At 67.0% G+C, this 14,200-nt stretch carries 14 protein-coding genes; 13 read left to right on the top strand and 1 reads right to left on the bottom strand.

Annotated elements, in window-relative coordinates:
* The first annotated feature begins 40 nt into the window (after window positions 1–40).
* The gene (gene rplA, locus H5J31_RS07915) at window positions 41–754 is read left to right on the top strand and encodes a 50S ribosomal protein L1 (RefSeq protein ID WP_181771813.1); all 714 of its coding nucleotides are present in this window, start codon (window positions 41–43) and stop codon (window positions 752–754) included.
* A 77-nt stretch (window positions 755–831) separates the two neighbouring features.
* Window positions 832–1,596, top strand: a complete 765-nt coding sequence (locus tag H5J31_RS07910) for an alpha/beta fold hydrolase (protein ID WP_181771812.1) — start codon at window positions 832–834, stop codon at window positions 1,594–1,596.
* Window positions 1,597–1,656: 60 nt separating this feature from the next.
* Here the strand turns inward: H5J31_RS07910 and H5J31_RS07905 are convergent, their stop codons facing one another.
* A complete protein-coding gene (locus H5J31_RS07905; protein WP_181771811.1) occupies window positions 1,657–2,520 on the bottom strand; it encodes a hypothetical protein in 864 nt (287 codons plus the stop codon).
* A 328-nt stretch (window positions 2,521–2,848) separates the two neighbouring features.
* Here H5J31_RS07905 and rplJ point away from each other — a divergent pair, with 328 nt between their 5' ends.
* From rplJ to H5J31_RS07850, 11 genes are all read left to right on the top strand, one after another.
* Window positions 2,849–3,400: a 50S ribosomal protein L10 gene (gene rplJ / locus H5J31_RS07900; protein WP_181771810.1), complete on the top strand. Its 552-nt coding sequence runs from the start codon at window positions 2,849–2,851 to the stop codon at window positions 3,398–3,400.
* A 51-nt stretch (window positions 3,401–3,451) separates the two neighbouring features.
* The gene (gene rplL / locus H5J31_RS07895) at window positions 3,452–3,838 is read left to right on the top strand and encodes a 50S ribosomal protein L7/L12 (RefSeq protein WP_181771809.1); all 387 of its coding nucleotides are present in this window, start codon (window positions 3,452–3,454) and stop codon (window positions 3,836–3,838) included.
* 542 nt (window positions 3,839–4,380) lie between these two features.
* Window positions 4,381–5,550, top strand: coding sequence for an ABC transporter ATP-binding protein (locus H5J31_RS07890; protein ID WP_181771808.1), 1,170 nt, complete (start codon window positions 4,381–4,383; stop codon window positions 5,548–5,550).
* A 38-nt stretch (window positions 5,551–5,588) separates the two neighbouring features.
* Window positions 5,589–6,341 (top strand): MlaE family ABC transporter permease, encoded by a 753-nt coding sequence (locus H5J31_RS07885; RefSeq protein WP_020633292.1) that lies wholly within the window; start codon window positions 5,589–5,591, stop codon window positions 6,339–6,341.
* Between the two features lie 3 nt (window positions 6,342–6,344).
* Window positions 6,345–7,181 carry an MlaE family ABC transporter permease gene (locus H5J31_RS07880; RefSeq protein WP_005152080.1) on the top strand — a complete coding sequence of 279 codons (837 nt, stop codon included), beginning with the start codon at window positions 6,345–6,347 and terminating at the stop codon, window positions 7,179–7,181.
* Window positions 7,178–8,521, top strand: a complete 1,344-nt coding sequence (locus tag H5J31_RS07875) for an MCE family protein (RefSeq protein ID WP_181771807.1) — start codon at window positions 7,178–7,180, stop codon at window positions 8,519–8,521. The genes H5J31_RS07880 and H5J31_RS07875 overlap by 4 nt, the downstream gene beginning before the upstream one ends.
* Window positions 8,518–9,549, top strand: a complete 1,032-nt coding sequence (locus tag H5J31_RS07870; RefSeq protein WP_181771806.1) for an MCE family protein — start codon at window positions 8,518–8,520, stop codon at window positions 9,547–9,549. Before H5J31_RS07875 ends, H5J31_RS07870 begins: the two co-directional genes overlap by 4 nt.
* Window positions 9,546–10,532 carry an MCE family protein gene (locus H5J31_RS07865; RefSeq protein ID WP_181771805.1) on the top strand — a complete coding sequence of 329 codons (987 nt, stop codon included), beginning with the start codon at window positions 9,546–9,548 and terminating at the stop codon, window positions 10,530–10,532. Before H5J31_RS07870 ends, H5J31_RS07865 begins: the two co-directional genes overlap by 4 nt.
* Entirely contained in the window at window positions 10,529–11,707 is a 1,179-nt protein-coding gene (locus H5J31_RS07860) for an MCE family protein (protein ID WP_181771804.1), read from the top strand. The genes H5J31_RS07865 and H5J31_RS07860 overlap by 4 nt, the downstream gene beginning before the upstream one ends.
* Complete coding sequence (locus tag H5J31_RS07855) at window positions 11,707–12,912, top strand: MCE family protein (protein WP_181771803.1); 1,206 nt, start codon at window positions 11,707–11,709, stop codon at window positions 12,910–12,912. The genes H5J31_RS07860 and H5J31_RS07855 overlap by 1 nt, the downstream gene beginning before the upstream one ends.
* Window positions 12,912–14,177: an MCE family protein gene (locus H5J31_RS07850; protein ID WP_181771802.1), complete on the top strand. Its 1,266-nt coding sequence runs from the start codon at window positions 12,912–12,914 to the stop codon at window positions 14,175–14,177. Before H5J31_RS07855 ends, H5J31_RS07850 begins: the two co-directional genes overlap by 1 nt.
* Window positions 14,178–14,200: the final 23 nt, after the last annotated feature.

The following is a 14,200-nucleotide window of genomic DNA, read 5'->3' as shown; positions in this document are numbered from 1 at the left end:
ACACCACACTGATCCGTTTTGAAGAGTTGAGGACAGAAGCATGACCAAGCACAGCAAGGCCTACCGTCAGGCCCTCGAGCTGGTGGACCGTGAGCGGCTGTACGCCCCGCTCGAGGCCGCCAAGCTGGCCAAGGAGACCTCCAAGACGAAGATGGACGCCACCGTCGAGGTCGCCATGCGCCTCGGTGTCGACCCTCGTAAGGCCGACCAGATGGTCCGCGGCACCGTGAACCTGCCGCACGGCACCGGTAAGACCGCTCGCGTCATCGTTTTCGCCGTCGGTGACAAGGCCGCCGAGGCCGAAGCCGCCGGCGCGGACGTGGTCGGTACCGACGAACTGATCGAGCGCATCCAGGGTGGCTGGCTCGACTTCGACGCCGCGATCGCGACGCCGGACCAGATGGCCAAGGTCGGACGTATCGCCCGCATCCTCGGCCCGCGTGGCCTGATGCCGAACCCGAAGACCGGCACCGTGACCCCCGCGGTCGCGAAGGCCGTGACGGACATCAAGGGCGGTAAGATCAACTTCCGCGTCGACAAGCAGGCCAACCTGCACTTCGTGATCGGCAAGGCGTCGTTCGACACCGAGAAACTGGTGGAGAACTACGCGGCCGCGCTGGACGAGATCCTCCGCGCCAAGCCGTCGTCGGCCAAGGGTCGCTACCTGAAGAAGGTCACGATCTCCACGACGATGGGCCCGGGTGTCCCGGTCGACCCCGCCCGGACCCGCAACCTCCTTTCCGAGGACGCGTGAGTCTGAGTTAGACATCACTGAGAAAGGGGCGGTCCCGCTACAGCGGGGCCGCCCCTTTTTCGTGTTTGCTGGAGGGCATGCCTACCTTCGCGTCGTTCGACGGGCTCCAGCTGAGCTACACCGTCTGGAAGGGCGAAGGGCGTCCCGTGCTCCTGCAGCACGGCTTCGCCGCCGACACGAACGCCAACTGGATCGCGCCCGGCGTCGTCTCCGCCCTCCAGGTGGCGGGTCTGACCGTGATCAGCCTCGACGCGCGCGGACATGGACGCTCGGCGAAACCGCACGACGAGGCGAGCTACGGCGACGACGCGATGGTCCGCGACGTGTCGGCCCTGCTCGATGAGCTGGGACTCGACGAGGTGTCGATGGTCGGCTATTCGATGGGCGCGATGATCGCGCTCGGCGCGGTGGCCGCCGACCCGCGGATCCGGTGCGTCGCGATCGGCGGCGTCGGCTCGGGGATCGTCGACTTCGGCGGCGTCGACACGCGAGTCGTCACGCCGGAGGCGATCAGCGAGGCTCTGCTCGCTACGGATGCCTCGACGCTTCCGCCGTCTTCAGCGCCCTTCAGGGCTCTGGCCGACGCATTGCGCGCCGACCGCGTCGCCCTCGCCGCGGTCGCGCGCGGCACGGCGAACCCGAAACTGGACCTGACGGCCATCGCCGTCCCGACCCTCGTCCTCGCCGGCGACACCGACCCGCTGGCCGCCGAACCCGAACGCCTGGCCGCCGCCATCGCCGGCGCCCGCCTGGTCCGCATCCCCGGCGATCACATGACCGCCGTCATGCACCCCGCCTTCAGCTCCGCCCTGACCGGCTTCCTCACTTCGCACGACCTCTGACCTGCGTTTAGCGGGCTAATCGCGATCTGCCCCGACCTGCGTTTAGCGGGCTAATCGTGATCAGCTGGGTGTGGTGGAGGGGGCCGGCGGAGGGCAGGTCTTGGGCCCAGGGGCGTGGCCGGTGATCAGCCACTGGCTGTTCTGGACCTTGGAGACAGTGAAATCGCCGAGGGCCGGGCCACCCGTGATCGTGAAGTCGCATGACTTCACGACCACGACGTCGCCCGGTGGCCAGCCAGACCGCTTCGAGATCGACTCCGCGTAGTCGTTGATCCCTCCGGTCTTGACTTCGGAGTGAAGCCGTTCGACAGCGTCTCGGCAATCTTTGGCGTTCACGTCGATCGCGAACTGCTGCTGGGTGCTCTCCTCGAACTTGCCGCAGACCAGGTCGACCATGCTCTTCTGGCCGGCGCCGTGCTGGGCGATGCCGTCATAGACACTGCGGACGGCTTCGAAAGGAGATGCGCTGGTGAGGATCTTGTTCGTCTTGTAGGTGCCGCCGCCTTCCGAGGCGATCTGCTCGGACGTCTTGCCTGTATCGCTGGGGAAGATCTGCCGGTAGACGATCGTGCCCGCGATGGCGATCAACAGAATCGCGATCAACCAGGCGACGACCTTCCCGCCCAGGCGTCGCAGCCAGCGCGGGGCGCGCGGGCGCGGGGCCTTGACGAGCTCGCCGGGAGGTGGACCCGGAGGGGCGGGCGGCTGTCCGTAAGGCTGGGCCACGGGCTGCGCGGGCTGAGACGGCACGATGCCCTGGTTCTGCGCCTCGGTGAACTTCAGATAGTCCTGGAACTGCTGAAACTGCTGGAATTGGCGCAGTTGCTCCTCGTCCAGCTGAGGCGCGGGCTGACCTCCCGCCTTGGGCTCGATGTCCGTGCCGGGCTCACTGCCCGGCTTTCCGTCATCACGCTGCTCCGCCACGTCACCATGATGCCTCGCGCTGCTCCCCGGGAACTCCGCCGGTCGCGTTTAGCCCGCTAAACGCGATCTGAGGGGGGGTCCCGCCGAAGTCGAAACCGGGTCACGTATTCTTGTCAAGGTTCTACCGAAGACCGCTGGTCTTCTCCCGGTCATCTGGCCTGGAGAACGAAGGCCCCGCTAGGGCGGGCGACCCGCGCAGGAGGAACGAGGCTCGCTTGCGACGTTCACCGTCGCGTGCCCTGACGCCCCGCGCCTGTCTGCGCTGGGGCGTTTCGTCGTTTCAGGGCTCTCAAGGCCAGTGGACCACTAGCCAAGAGAGGAGGCGACCATGGCGAAGCCTGACAAGGAAGCGGCCGTCGCCGAGATCGCGGAGCGTTTCCGCACCAGCTCGGCCACAGTCGTTACCCAGTACACCGGCCTCTCCGTGTCCCAGCTGTCCCAGCTGCGCCGCGCTCTCGGCACCAGTGCCAAGTACCGGGTCGCGAAGAACACCCTCGTCAAGCGTGCCGCCACGGACGCGGGCATCGAGGGCCTCGAAGACCTGTTCGTCGGCCCGACCGCCATCGCCTTCGTCGAAGGTGAAGCTGTTGACGCCGCGAAGGCGCTTCGCGACTTCGCGAAGGACAACAACGCGCTTGTGATCAAGGGCGGCTTCATGGACGGCAAGATGCTGTCCGTGGCCGAGATCAACCAGATCGCCGATCTCGACAGCCGTGAGGTCCTGCTCGCCAAGGCGGCGGGCGCGTTCAAGGCGAAGCTGTCCCAGGCCGCCGCGCTGTTCCAGGCGCCGGCGTCCCAGGTCGCTCGCCTGGCTGCCGCGCTGGAGGACAAGCAGCGCAACGCCGGTACCGAAGCAGCCGAAGCACCCGCCGAGAGCTGAACAACCCCCCCCATCCCGAACTTTTAGTTCGTTTCAGAGAGGAAAGCCACCATGGCGAAGCTGAGCACCACCGAGCTGATCGACGCCTTCAAGGAGCTCACCCTTCTTGAGCTGTCCGAGTTCGTGAAGGAATTCGAGACCACCTTCGACGTGACCGCGGCCGCCCCGGCTGCCGTCGTCGCCGCCGGCCCGGTCGGCGCCGCCCCGGCCGCCGCCGAGGAGCAGGACGAGTTCGACGTCGTTCTCGAGTCCGCCGGTGACAAGAAGATCCAGGTCATCAAGGTCGTCCGTGAGGTCGTCTCGGGTCTGGGCCTGAAGGAGGCCAAGGAGCTGGTCGAGGCCGCTCCCAAGGCCCTCCTGGAGAAGGTCGACAAGGAGGCCGCCGAGGCCGCCAAGGAGAAGCTCGAGGCCGCGGGCGCCAAGATCACCATCAAGTGATCCCGGGCGCGTCAGCGCCTACCGCAGCATCGCCGAAGGGGCGGGCATCCACTACGGATGCCCGCCCCTTTCGCTGTCCCCGACCCCGCTCCGACCTGCGTTTAGCCCCCTAATCGCGACGCGTAGGCAGGCTAAGTATCAGGGCGACCGGATCGCGTTTAGCGGGCTAAACGCGATCCGGCGGCGGCGAGCGCAGGAGCAGCGGAGGAGAGCGGGGGCAGCGGAGCGGGGGGCGCTGACCTGCGTTTAGCGGGCTAATCGCGACGCGCGCAGCGCTCCGACCTGGGGAGCGACCGAGTTGTGGATCTGCGCGCGGGGGTGACGTGCACTACGGTGCTGCAAGCGGTGCACGGGCCGGCAGCGGGCTGCGCGAAAAGTTACCCGCGGGTCTGGCCAGAAAAGAAAACTGGTGAGTAACCTGTTCGCACTCAGCTCGTTGCACCTGGTTGACGCGGGTATCGCTGCGCGGACGCATGCGCTTCTCCGAGCCAGTGGCACGGGAAAGCAGTGCGCGACGACGCGGAACAGCTCCTGGAGGTGCGATGGGTGCCGAGGTGGTCATCGAAGGTCTTTCGAAGTCCTTCGGTAAGCAGGCCATCTGGCGGGACGTCACGCTGACCCTGCCCCCGGGCGAGGTCTCGGCGATGCTCGGTCCGTCCGGAACCGGTAAGTCCGTCTTCTTGAAGTCGATGATCGGGCTGCTCAAGCCGGACAAGGGCCGTTGCATGATCAACGGCGTCGACATCGTGACGTGCTCCGAACACCAGCTTTACGAGGTCCGGAAGCTCTTCGGCGTCCTCTTCCAGGACGGCGCGCTGTTCGGCTCGATGAATCTCTACGACAACGTGGCGTTCCCTCTGCGCGAGCACACGAAGAAGTCGGAGACCGAGGTTCGCCGGATCGTCCTCGAGAAGCTTGAGATGACCGGTCTCAACGGCGCCGACAAGAAGCTGCCCGGCGAGATCTCCGGCGGTATGCGCAAACGCGCCGGCCTCGCCCGCGCCCTGGTGCTGGACCCGCAGATCATCCTGGTCGACGAACCGGACTCCGGTCTCGACCCGGTCCGCACCACTTACATCTCCCAGCTCTTCCTGGACGTCAACGCGCAGATCGACGCGACGTTCCTGATCGTCACGCACAACATCAACCTCGCCCGCACCGTCCCGGACAACCTGGGCATGCTGTTCCGCAAGGAACTGGTCATGTTCGGTCCGCGCGAGGTGCTGCTGACCAGCGAGGAGCCGGTCGTCAAGCAGTTCCTCAACGGCAAGATGGACGGCCCCATCGGCATGAGCGAGGAGAAGGACTCGGCCCAGCTCGCCGCCGAACGCGCGATGTTCGAGGCCGGTCACCACGCGGGCGGTGTCGAGGACGTCAGCGGGGTGCCGCCGCAGATGCAGCCGACGCCCGGCGTGCCGACCCGGATGGGCGCGGTCCGCCGTAAGGACCGCGTCATGCAGATCCTGTCCGGTCTCCCGCACGAGGCGCAGCAGAGCATCATCGAGTCGCTCTCCCCGGAGGAGCAGCAGCGCTACGGTGTCCGCCCGCAGCGGCTCGCCGCCGCCGGACACCGTTCGAGCCAGGGCGACGGCCCCGTGCCGAACCACCACCAAGGCCAGTTGCCCGACGATCAGGTCGCCTCCATCCCGCATCCGGGGAGACCGGGCAACCACCGTATGCGGCCACATGATCCGGGGTCAGGTGGCGCGTGAGCTCTTCGGCTTCATCGGCGAAGATTCCCGGGATCGGCATGTTGCGCGAGACCGGGAACCTGTTCGCTCTCGGCCTCGACATCGTTCGTGGCATCTTCCAGCGCCCGTTCCAGCTGCGGGAGTTCATCCAGCAGGCCTGGTTCATCGCGAGTGTCACGATCCTGCCGACGGCGCTCGTCGCGATCCCGTTCGGCGCGGTCATCTCGCTTCAGTTCGGTTCGCTCGCCCGCCAGCTCGGCGCCCAGTCGTACACGGGCGCCGGGTCGGTGCTCGCCACCGTGCAGCAGGCCAGTCCGCTGGTCACCGCGCTGCTGGTGGCGGGCGCGGGCGGTAGCGCCGTCTGTGCCGACATCGGCGCGCGGACGATCCGTGAAGAGATCGACGCCATGGAGGTGCTCGGCGTCTCCGCGGTGCAGCGGCTGATCGTGCCGCGTGTGCTCGCGATGATGCTGGTGGCGCTCCTGCTCAACGGCATGGTCAGCGTCATCGGCGTGCTCGGTGGCTACTTCTTCAACGTCGTCCTCCAGGGCGGTACGCCGGGTGCGTACCTGGCGAGCTTCTCCGCGCTGGCGCAGCTGCCGGACCTCTGGGTCGGCGAGCTGAAGGCGCTGATCTTCGGCTTCATCGCCGCGGTCGTCGCCTCGTACCGGGGACTGAACCCGTCCGGTGGCCCGAAGGGCGTCGGGGACGCGGTGAACCAGTCGGTCGTCATCACGTTCCTCATGCTGTTCGTGGTGAACTTCGTGATCACGCTGATCTACCTGCAGATCGTGCCCGGAAAGCTGGACTGACGCATGACCTTCCTCCAGGGCGCCAAGCGGGTCGCCAACCGTCCATTGCAGACGCTGGACAACCTCGGCGACCAGATGTCCTTCTACGGCCGCGCGTTGCTGTGGACGCCGCGGACGTTGCGCCGCTACACCAAAGAGGTCCTGCGGCTGCTGGCCGAGGTGAGCTTCGGTTCCGGCTCGCTCGCGGTCATCGGCGGCACTGTCGGCGTGATGGTCGGCCTGACGCTGTTCACCGGTGTCCTCGTCGGTCTGCAGGGCTACTCGGCGTTGAACTCGATCGGCACCTCGGCCTTCACCGGCTTCCTGACCGCGTTCTTCAACACCCGCGAGATCGCGCCGCTGGTCGCGGGCCTCGCGCTGTCGGCGACGGTCGGCGCCGGTTTCACCGCCCAGCTCGGCGCGATGCGGATCTCCGAGGAGATCGACGCGCTCGAAGTGATGGGTGTGCCGAGCCTGCCGTATCTGGTGACGACGCGGATCATCGCCGGTTTCGTCGCGGTCATCCCGCTGTACGTGATCGGCCTGTTGAGTTCGTATCTGGCGTCCCGGTTGGTCGTTATCTACATCTACAACCAGTCAGCGGGTACCTACGACCATTACTTCGACCTGTTCCTACCACCACAGGATGTGTTGTATTCGTTCATCAAGGTGCTGTTGTTCAGCGTCTTGATCATCCTGTCCCATTGCTATTTCGGTTACCGGGCCTCCGGTGGCCCCGCCGGTGTCGGTGTCGCGGTCGGTAAGGCGGTCCGGCTGAGCATCGTCACGGTGTCCATCATGAACTTCTTCATCGGTTTCGCGATCTGGGGAACCGACGTCACGGTGAGGATCGCAGGATGATCGCGACAGTCCGGCGCAGGTTGTTGGGCCTGCTCTTGGTCGCCGTGCTCATCGGCGGTGTGGCGCTGAGCATCGCGCTGTACAAGAAGGCCTTCACACCCGTCGTGAGCGTGAAGCTGCAGTCGAGCAGCATCGGGAACCAGTTGCTGAAGCAGTCCGACGTGAAGGTCCGTGGCCTCATCGTCGGTTCGGTGCAGGACATCACCGCGACGCCGGACGGCGCGGAACTCACCCTCGCGCTGAATCCGGAGTCGGCGAAACTGATCCCCCAGAACGTTTCCGCGCGATTCCTGCCGAAGACGTTGTTCGGGGAGCGTTTCGTTTCCCTGGAGATCCCGGACGAGCCGTCGTCGAAGACGATCGCCGCGGGCGACGTGATCACCCAGGACCGCACGTCCAGCGCGGTCGAACTCGAACAGGCCTTCGCCCATCTGATGCCCGTACTCCAGGCCGTCCAGCCGCAGAAGCTGTCGAGCACGCTTTCGGCGATCTCCACCGCGCTCAACGGCCGCGGCGACCAGCTCGGCGACACCCTCGCGCAGCTCGGCACCTACGTCGGCGACCTGAACCCGCACGTGCCCCAGCTCCAGCAGAACCTCAAGGAGCTCGCGGAGTTCTCGGACAACTTCAGCGCCGTCGCGCCGGATCTGGTGCAGACGCTGGACAACCTGAGCACCACGACGCGCACCGTGGTCGACCAGAAGATGAACCTGCAGAACCTCTACGGCAGCGTCACCCAGGCCTCGGTCGATCTGCACACCTTCCTGCGGAACAACGCCGACAACCTGATCCGTCTCGCCGACAGTGCCCGCCCGACGGCGGAACTGCTGGCGAAGTACGCGCCGGAGTATCCGTGCGTGATCGGGCAGATGGCGGACGTCCTGCCGAAGATCGACCAGGCGCTCGGCAAGGGCACCGACCGGCCGGGTCTGCACGCGACCATCGAGATCACCGTCAACCGCGGCCCGTACCTGCCCGGCAAGGACGAGCCGAAGTTCGAGGACAAGCGCGGTCCGCGCTGCTACGACCTGAAGCAGTTCCCGGACCCGTTCCCGCAGGATCCCCCCGACGGCCCGATCCAGGACGGCACGACGCACAAGGCGCCCGCCCGGTCGGCCAACGACGGTCTCTCGCCGTCCAACAACGCCGCGAACTACGGCGGCTACAACGGCAACGGCGGCGGCGCGCCCGCCGGTAACCCGACCTTCAGCACATCGGAGTCGGACTTCCTCGCGCAGCTGGTCGCCCCGCAGGTCGGCATGTCCGCCTCGGACGTGCCTGGCTGGGGCTCGCTGCTCGTCGGCCCGCTCTACCGGGGAGCGGAGGTGCACGTCCAGTGAGGGGACTGCTCGCACCGCTGATCAAACTCTGCGTCTTCGTCGTGATCACCGTGCTGTTCACGACGATCCTCGGGATCAGCATCGCCAACATCAACACCACCAGCACCAACGCCTACAAGGCGCGCTTCAGCGACGCGACCCTGGTGCTGCCCAACGACGACGTCCGCATCGCCGGCGTCCGGGTGGGGCAGGTCAAGGAGGTCCGCATCGTCGACCGGCGCCAGGCCGAGATCGAGTTCGAAGTGGACGCCGGCCGCAAACTGCCCGCCGGGGTGACCGCGCAGATCAAGTTCCGGAACCTGGTCGGCCAGCGCTACCTCTCCCTCGGGCAGGGCACCGACTCCTCCGGCAAGACGCTGGAACCCGGCGGGAACATCCCGCTGGAGCGGACCACGCCTGCGCTCGACCTGACGCAGCTGTTCAACGGGTTCAAACCGCTGTTCACCGCGCTCAACCCGGACGACATCAACAAGCTGTCCTACGAGGTCATCCAGGTCCTGCAGGGCGAGGGCGGCACGATCGAAAGCCTGCTGCAGCACACCGCTTCGCTGGCGACCACGATCTCCGACAAGGACCAGGTGATCGGTGAGGTCATCGACAACCTGAACTCGGTGCTCGACACGGTCAACGCGCACACGCCGCAGCTGAACGACCTGATCGTCAAGCTGCAGCAGCTGGTCTCGGGGCTGGCCGCGGACCGCGAGCCGATCGGTGACGCCATCGATTCGCTCGGGACACTCGCGCAGACGACGTCCGGGCTGCTCGGTGAGGCTCGCGAGCCGCTCAAGAAGGACATCGCGGCGCTCGGCGACCTGACCAAGAACCTCAACGACAGCCAGCCGATCGTCGAGCACTTCATCCAGTTCATGCCGCAGAAGGTGACGGCGCTGACCCGCACCGCCGACTACGGATCCTGGTTCAACTTCTTCGCCTGTGAATTGTCAGGAGCCGTCGCCCTGCCTCCGCTGATCAACGAACCGATCAACCTGCCGCTGCTGCCGGTCAACCGGGCGAGGTGCACGGCATGAAGTCGTTCCAGAAACGCAATCCGATCCCGATCGCGCTCGTCGGCATCTCGGTGCTGCTGCTCGGTTTCCTCGCCGCGCTCAACTCCGAGGACCTGCCCGTGATCGGCGGCGGGACGACCTACAGCGCGGACTTCTCCGAGGCTTCGGGCCTGCAGGAGGACAACGACGTCCGGGTCGCCGGGGTGAAGGTCGGCAAGGTCTCCGAGATCAAGCTCGACGGCGACAAGGTCCGGATCTCCTTCAAGGTCAAGGACGCCTGGCTGGGTGACAAGACCAGCGCGGCGATCAAGATCAAGACGGTGCTCGGCCAGAAGTACCTGGCGCTGGACCCGCAGGGGCAGCGCACGCTGGATCCGAGCGCGACCATCCCGCGTGACCGGACGGTCTCGCCGTTCGACGTCCTCGACGCCTTCCGCGGGCTTTCGCAGACCGTCGACGACATCGACACCACGCAGCTGGCGAAGAGCTTCGACGTCATCACGGACACCTTCGCCGACACCCCGGCCGACGTGAAGGGCGCCTTGACGGGTCTTTCCCGCCTCTCGGACACGATCGCTTCGCGGGACACGCAGTTGTCGACGCTGCTCGCGAACACGCGGCAGGTCTCGCAGACGCTCGTCGACCGCGACGCCGAGTTCCAGAAGCTCCTGGCCGATGGCAACAAGCTGCTCGGGGAGGTGTCGCGCCGCAAGGACGCGATCTCCGCGCTGCTGGACGGTTCGCGCAATCTGGCCACCCAGCTGAAGGGTCTGGTCGACGACAACGACGCGCAGCTCGACCCGGTGCTCACCCAGCTCGACCAGCTGACTTCGATGCTGCAGCGCAACCAGGACGCGCTCGGCCAGGGCATCGCGCGGTTCGCGCCGTTCATCCGGGTGTTCACCAACACGATCGGCAACGGCCGCTGGTTCGACAACTACATCTGCGGTCTCGTGCTCCCGTCGTTCGGGCCGATCAACGAGAAGGGGTGCTACGACAAATGAGTACCCGTCTCGGACAAAGCCTCACGCGCGGTTTCACGATCGCGATCGTGCTCGCGCTGGTGGTCGCCGGCGCGCTGTGGTGGACGCTCAAGGACGCCGGCCGCAACCACCTGACCGCCTACTTCGCCGGAGCCGTCGGCCTCTACGAGGGCAACAGCGTCCGCATGCTCGGCGTGGACATGGGCACGATCACCAAGATCCAGCCGATGGGCAACCAGGTTCGCGTCGAACTCGAATACGACCGTTCGGTGGCGGTGCCCGCGGACGCCAAGGCGATCATCGTGTCGCCGTCGCTGGTCAGCGACCGCTACGTGCAGCTCGCCCCGGCCTACAAGGGTGGCCCGCGAATCGACGACGGCGCCGTCATCGGCCTCGACCGCACCGAGGTCCCCCTGGAGGTCGACGAACTCGCCGCCAGCCTCTCCCGGGTCAGCAAATCGCTCGGCCCCAACGGCGCCAACAAGAACGGTTCGCTGTCGAACCTGCTCGACACCGCCGCGAAGAACTTCGACGGCAACGGGCAGGCACTGCACGACACGATCACCAAACTCGGCCAGGCCGCGGGCACGTTGTCGGGTAACAAGGACGACCTGTTCAAGACCGTCGAGAACCTCGGCTCCTTCTCCCAGACGCTGGTGAACAGCGACTCGCAGGTCCGCGACTTCGAGCGTCAGCTCGCCGACGTCAGCGGATTCCTCGCGGGGGAGCGGGAAAACCTCGCCGCCACGGTGAAGCAGCTGTCCGACACGCTCACCGCGGTGCAGGGCTTCATCGAGAAGAACCGCGACCGGCTCAAGTCCAATGTGGACAAGCTGGCCAGTGTCACCAAGGTGCTCGTCGACCAGCGCGGCGCGCTCGCGGAGATCCTCGACGTCGCCCCGGTCGGCCTCGGAAACCTGGTCAACACCTACAACGCCTCGTCGGGCACGCTCGACGCGCGGGCCAACCTGAACGAGCTCACCCAGCCGCCGCTGGTGATGGTGTGCAACCTGCTCAAGCAGACCCCGGAGGCGCTCGACGCGCTGGGCGACGCGTGCAAGGGGATCGCCGGACTGGTCGACGGGCTGGTGCCGCTGCCCTCCATCGCGCAGGTGATCCAGTCCGCGCAGGCGGGCCAGCTGCCGCCGCTTCCGCTCCCCATCGCGGGTCAGCTCTACGGATCGGCGGTGAAGTGATGAAGAAGAGGATTCTCTCCCTCGCGGCCGCCGGAACGGTCGCGGCGCTGACGTTGAGCGGCTGCGCGTTCAGCGGCATCTACGACATCCCGCTGCCCGGTGGCGCCGAACTCGGCGACCACCCGTACACGGTCAAGGTGCAGTTCCGGGACGTGCTGGACCTGACCCCGCAGGCCGGGGTGAAGGTCAACGAGGTCGCCATCGGCCGCGTCGAGGCGATCGGGCTGACCCCGGACGGCTGGAACGCCGAGGTCACGCTGCGGGTCAACGGCGACGTGAAGCTGCCGGCGAACGCGCTGGCCAACGTGCGGCAGTCGAGCCTGCTCGGCGAGAAATACGTCGAACTGGCCGCGCCCACCGACGGACAGGGCAAACTCGCCGACAACGCGGTGATCCCGCTGGCCCGCACGAACCGCAGTGTCGAGGTCGAAGAGCTGCTCGGTGCGCTTTCGCTGCTGCTCAACGGCGGTGGCGTGGAGCAGCTCAACACCATCACCAAGGAACTGAACAACGCCACGAGCGGCCGGTCGCCGGAACTCAAGGCGCTGCTGAACAACACCAACCAGCTGGTGACGAACCTGGACAAGCAGTCCGCGAACATCACGCGGGCGCTCGACGGGCTGAACCGGCTCTCGTCCACGCTGAACGGCCAGAAGGACAAACTGGTCGGCGCGGTCGACAACCTCGGCCCCGGCCTCGGTGTGCTGGAGCAGCAGCGCGGCCAGCTGGTGACCATGCTCAACGCGCTCGACAACCTCTCCGGCGTCGCCATCGACACGGTGAACAAGAGCAAGGAAGACCTCGTCGCCGACCTCAAGGCGCTGCAGCCGACGCTGCAGAAGCTCGGCGAGACCGGGGCGGATCTGCCCAAGGCGTTGGAAATCCTGCTGACCTTCCCGTTCAGCGACGCCTCCTACGACGGCGTCAAGGGCGACTACTTCAACCTGTTCGCGAAGGTCGACCTGAACCTCAAGGAGATCCTCGCGAACCTCGGCCGTAGCCGGCAGAACCCGCTCCAGGACGTCATCCCCGTGCCGGGGCTGACCGGTGGGACCGAGGGACCGGGGGTGAACCCGCCGCTGCCGATCCCCGACAGCGTCGGCGGCACCGGCGGTGCCCCGACGGGTACGACACAGGGCGGCGGGCGGCCGCAACAGACCGGACCCGCCGGGATCTTCGGCCTGCTTTCGGGAGGTGCGGGCTGATGCTGGTCCGGAGGACGAAGATCCAGCTGGTCGCGTTCGTGATCATTTCCGTGGTCGCGATCGTGTACGCGCTCATCCGCTTCGCCGGCCTCGGCCAGGTCTTCGGCGACGAGGGCTACACGGTGAAGCTCGAACTCAAGCAGTCCGGCGGCATCTTCCAGAACGCCGAAGTCACCTACCGCGGCTTCAACATCGGCCGCGTCGGCGAACTGCGCCTGACCAAGACCGGGCTGGAAGCCGACCTCAACATCGCCCCGGACGCCCCGGACGTGCCGAGCGACCTCGACGCCGTTGTCGCGAACCGGTCCGCGGTCGGCGAGCAGTTCGTCGACCTGCGGCCCAAGGGCGACAAGGGGCCGTTCCTGAAGCCGGGCGCGGTCATCCCGGCCGACCGGGTCAAGACCCCGGTGCCCACCGAACAGCTCATCGGCGACCTCGACAGCCTCGCGGCGTCGGTGCCGACCGACTCGCTGCGCAAGGTCGTCGACGAGTCGTACAACGCGTTCAACGGCACCGGTCCGGACCTGCAGCGGCTGCTCGACACCGCGCGCAGCTTCACCGCGACGGCGCAGGAATACCTGCCGCAGACCGTGCAGCTGCTGGAAAAGGGCGGGCAGGTCCTCGACACGCAGAACGACATGGCGAGCTCGATGAAGTCGTTCAGCGCCGACCTCAACAAGCTTTCGGGCACGCTGAAGAACTCCGACGCCGACATCCGGAAACTGATCGGGATCACCCCGCAGGTGGCCACCCAGATCAGCGAGGTGCTGGCGGAATCGGGGCCGGGGCTGGGCGCGCTGACCGCGAACCTGCTCACCACGTCGAACCTGCTGGTGACCCGGCTCGACGGGCTGGAGCAGGGCCTGGTGACCTATCCGCTGCTGGCCGCCGGCGCCAACAGCGTCGCCAAGGACGGCACCGCGCACCTGGGCCTCGCGCTCAACCTGTTCAACCCGCCTTCGTGCACCAAGGGCTACATCGGCCTCGACAAGTACCGCGAAGGCACCGACACCACGCCCCGCGCCCCGAAGGACGACGCGTACTGCGCCGAACCGAAGGGCAGCCCGATCAACGTCCGCGGTTCGCAGAACGTGCCGTACAACGGGGTCCCCCAGATCCCGTCGCAGGGCGAAGTCGCGGCCAACGCGGGCCGGTCGGCCGAGGAACTGGCCAGCCTGCGCGCCGCGCAGGGCATGCCGAGCGTCCTGCAGAGCCCGGGCGTCAGCCTGGCCAGCCTGGGTGCTCTGCTGGGCCTCCCCGGCTGAGCCCGAGACCGTATTACCTACCC

The sequence above is a fragment of the Amycolatopsis pittospori genome (assembly GCF_013870525.1).
GTDB lineage: Bacteria > Actinomycetota > Actinomycetes > Mycobacteriales > Pseudonocardiaceae > Amycolatopsis > Amycolatopsis pittospori.
Note: the sequence above shows the minus strand (reverse complement) of the source record. Positions and strands in the feature narration are given on the sequence as shown.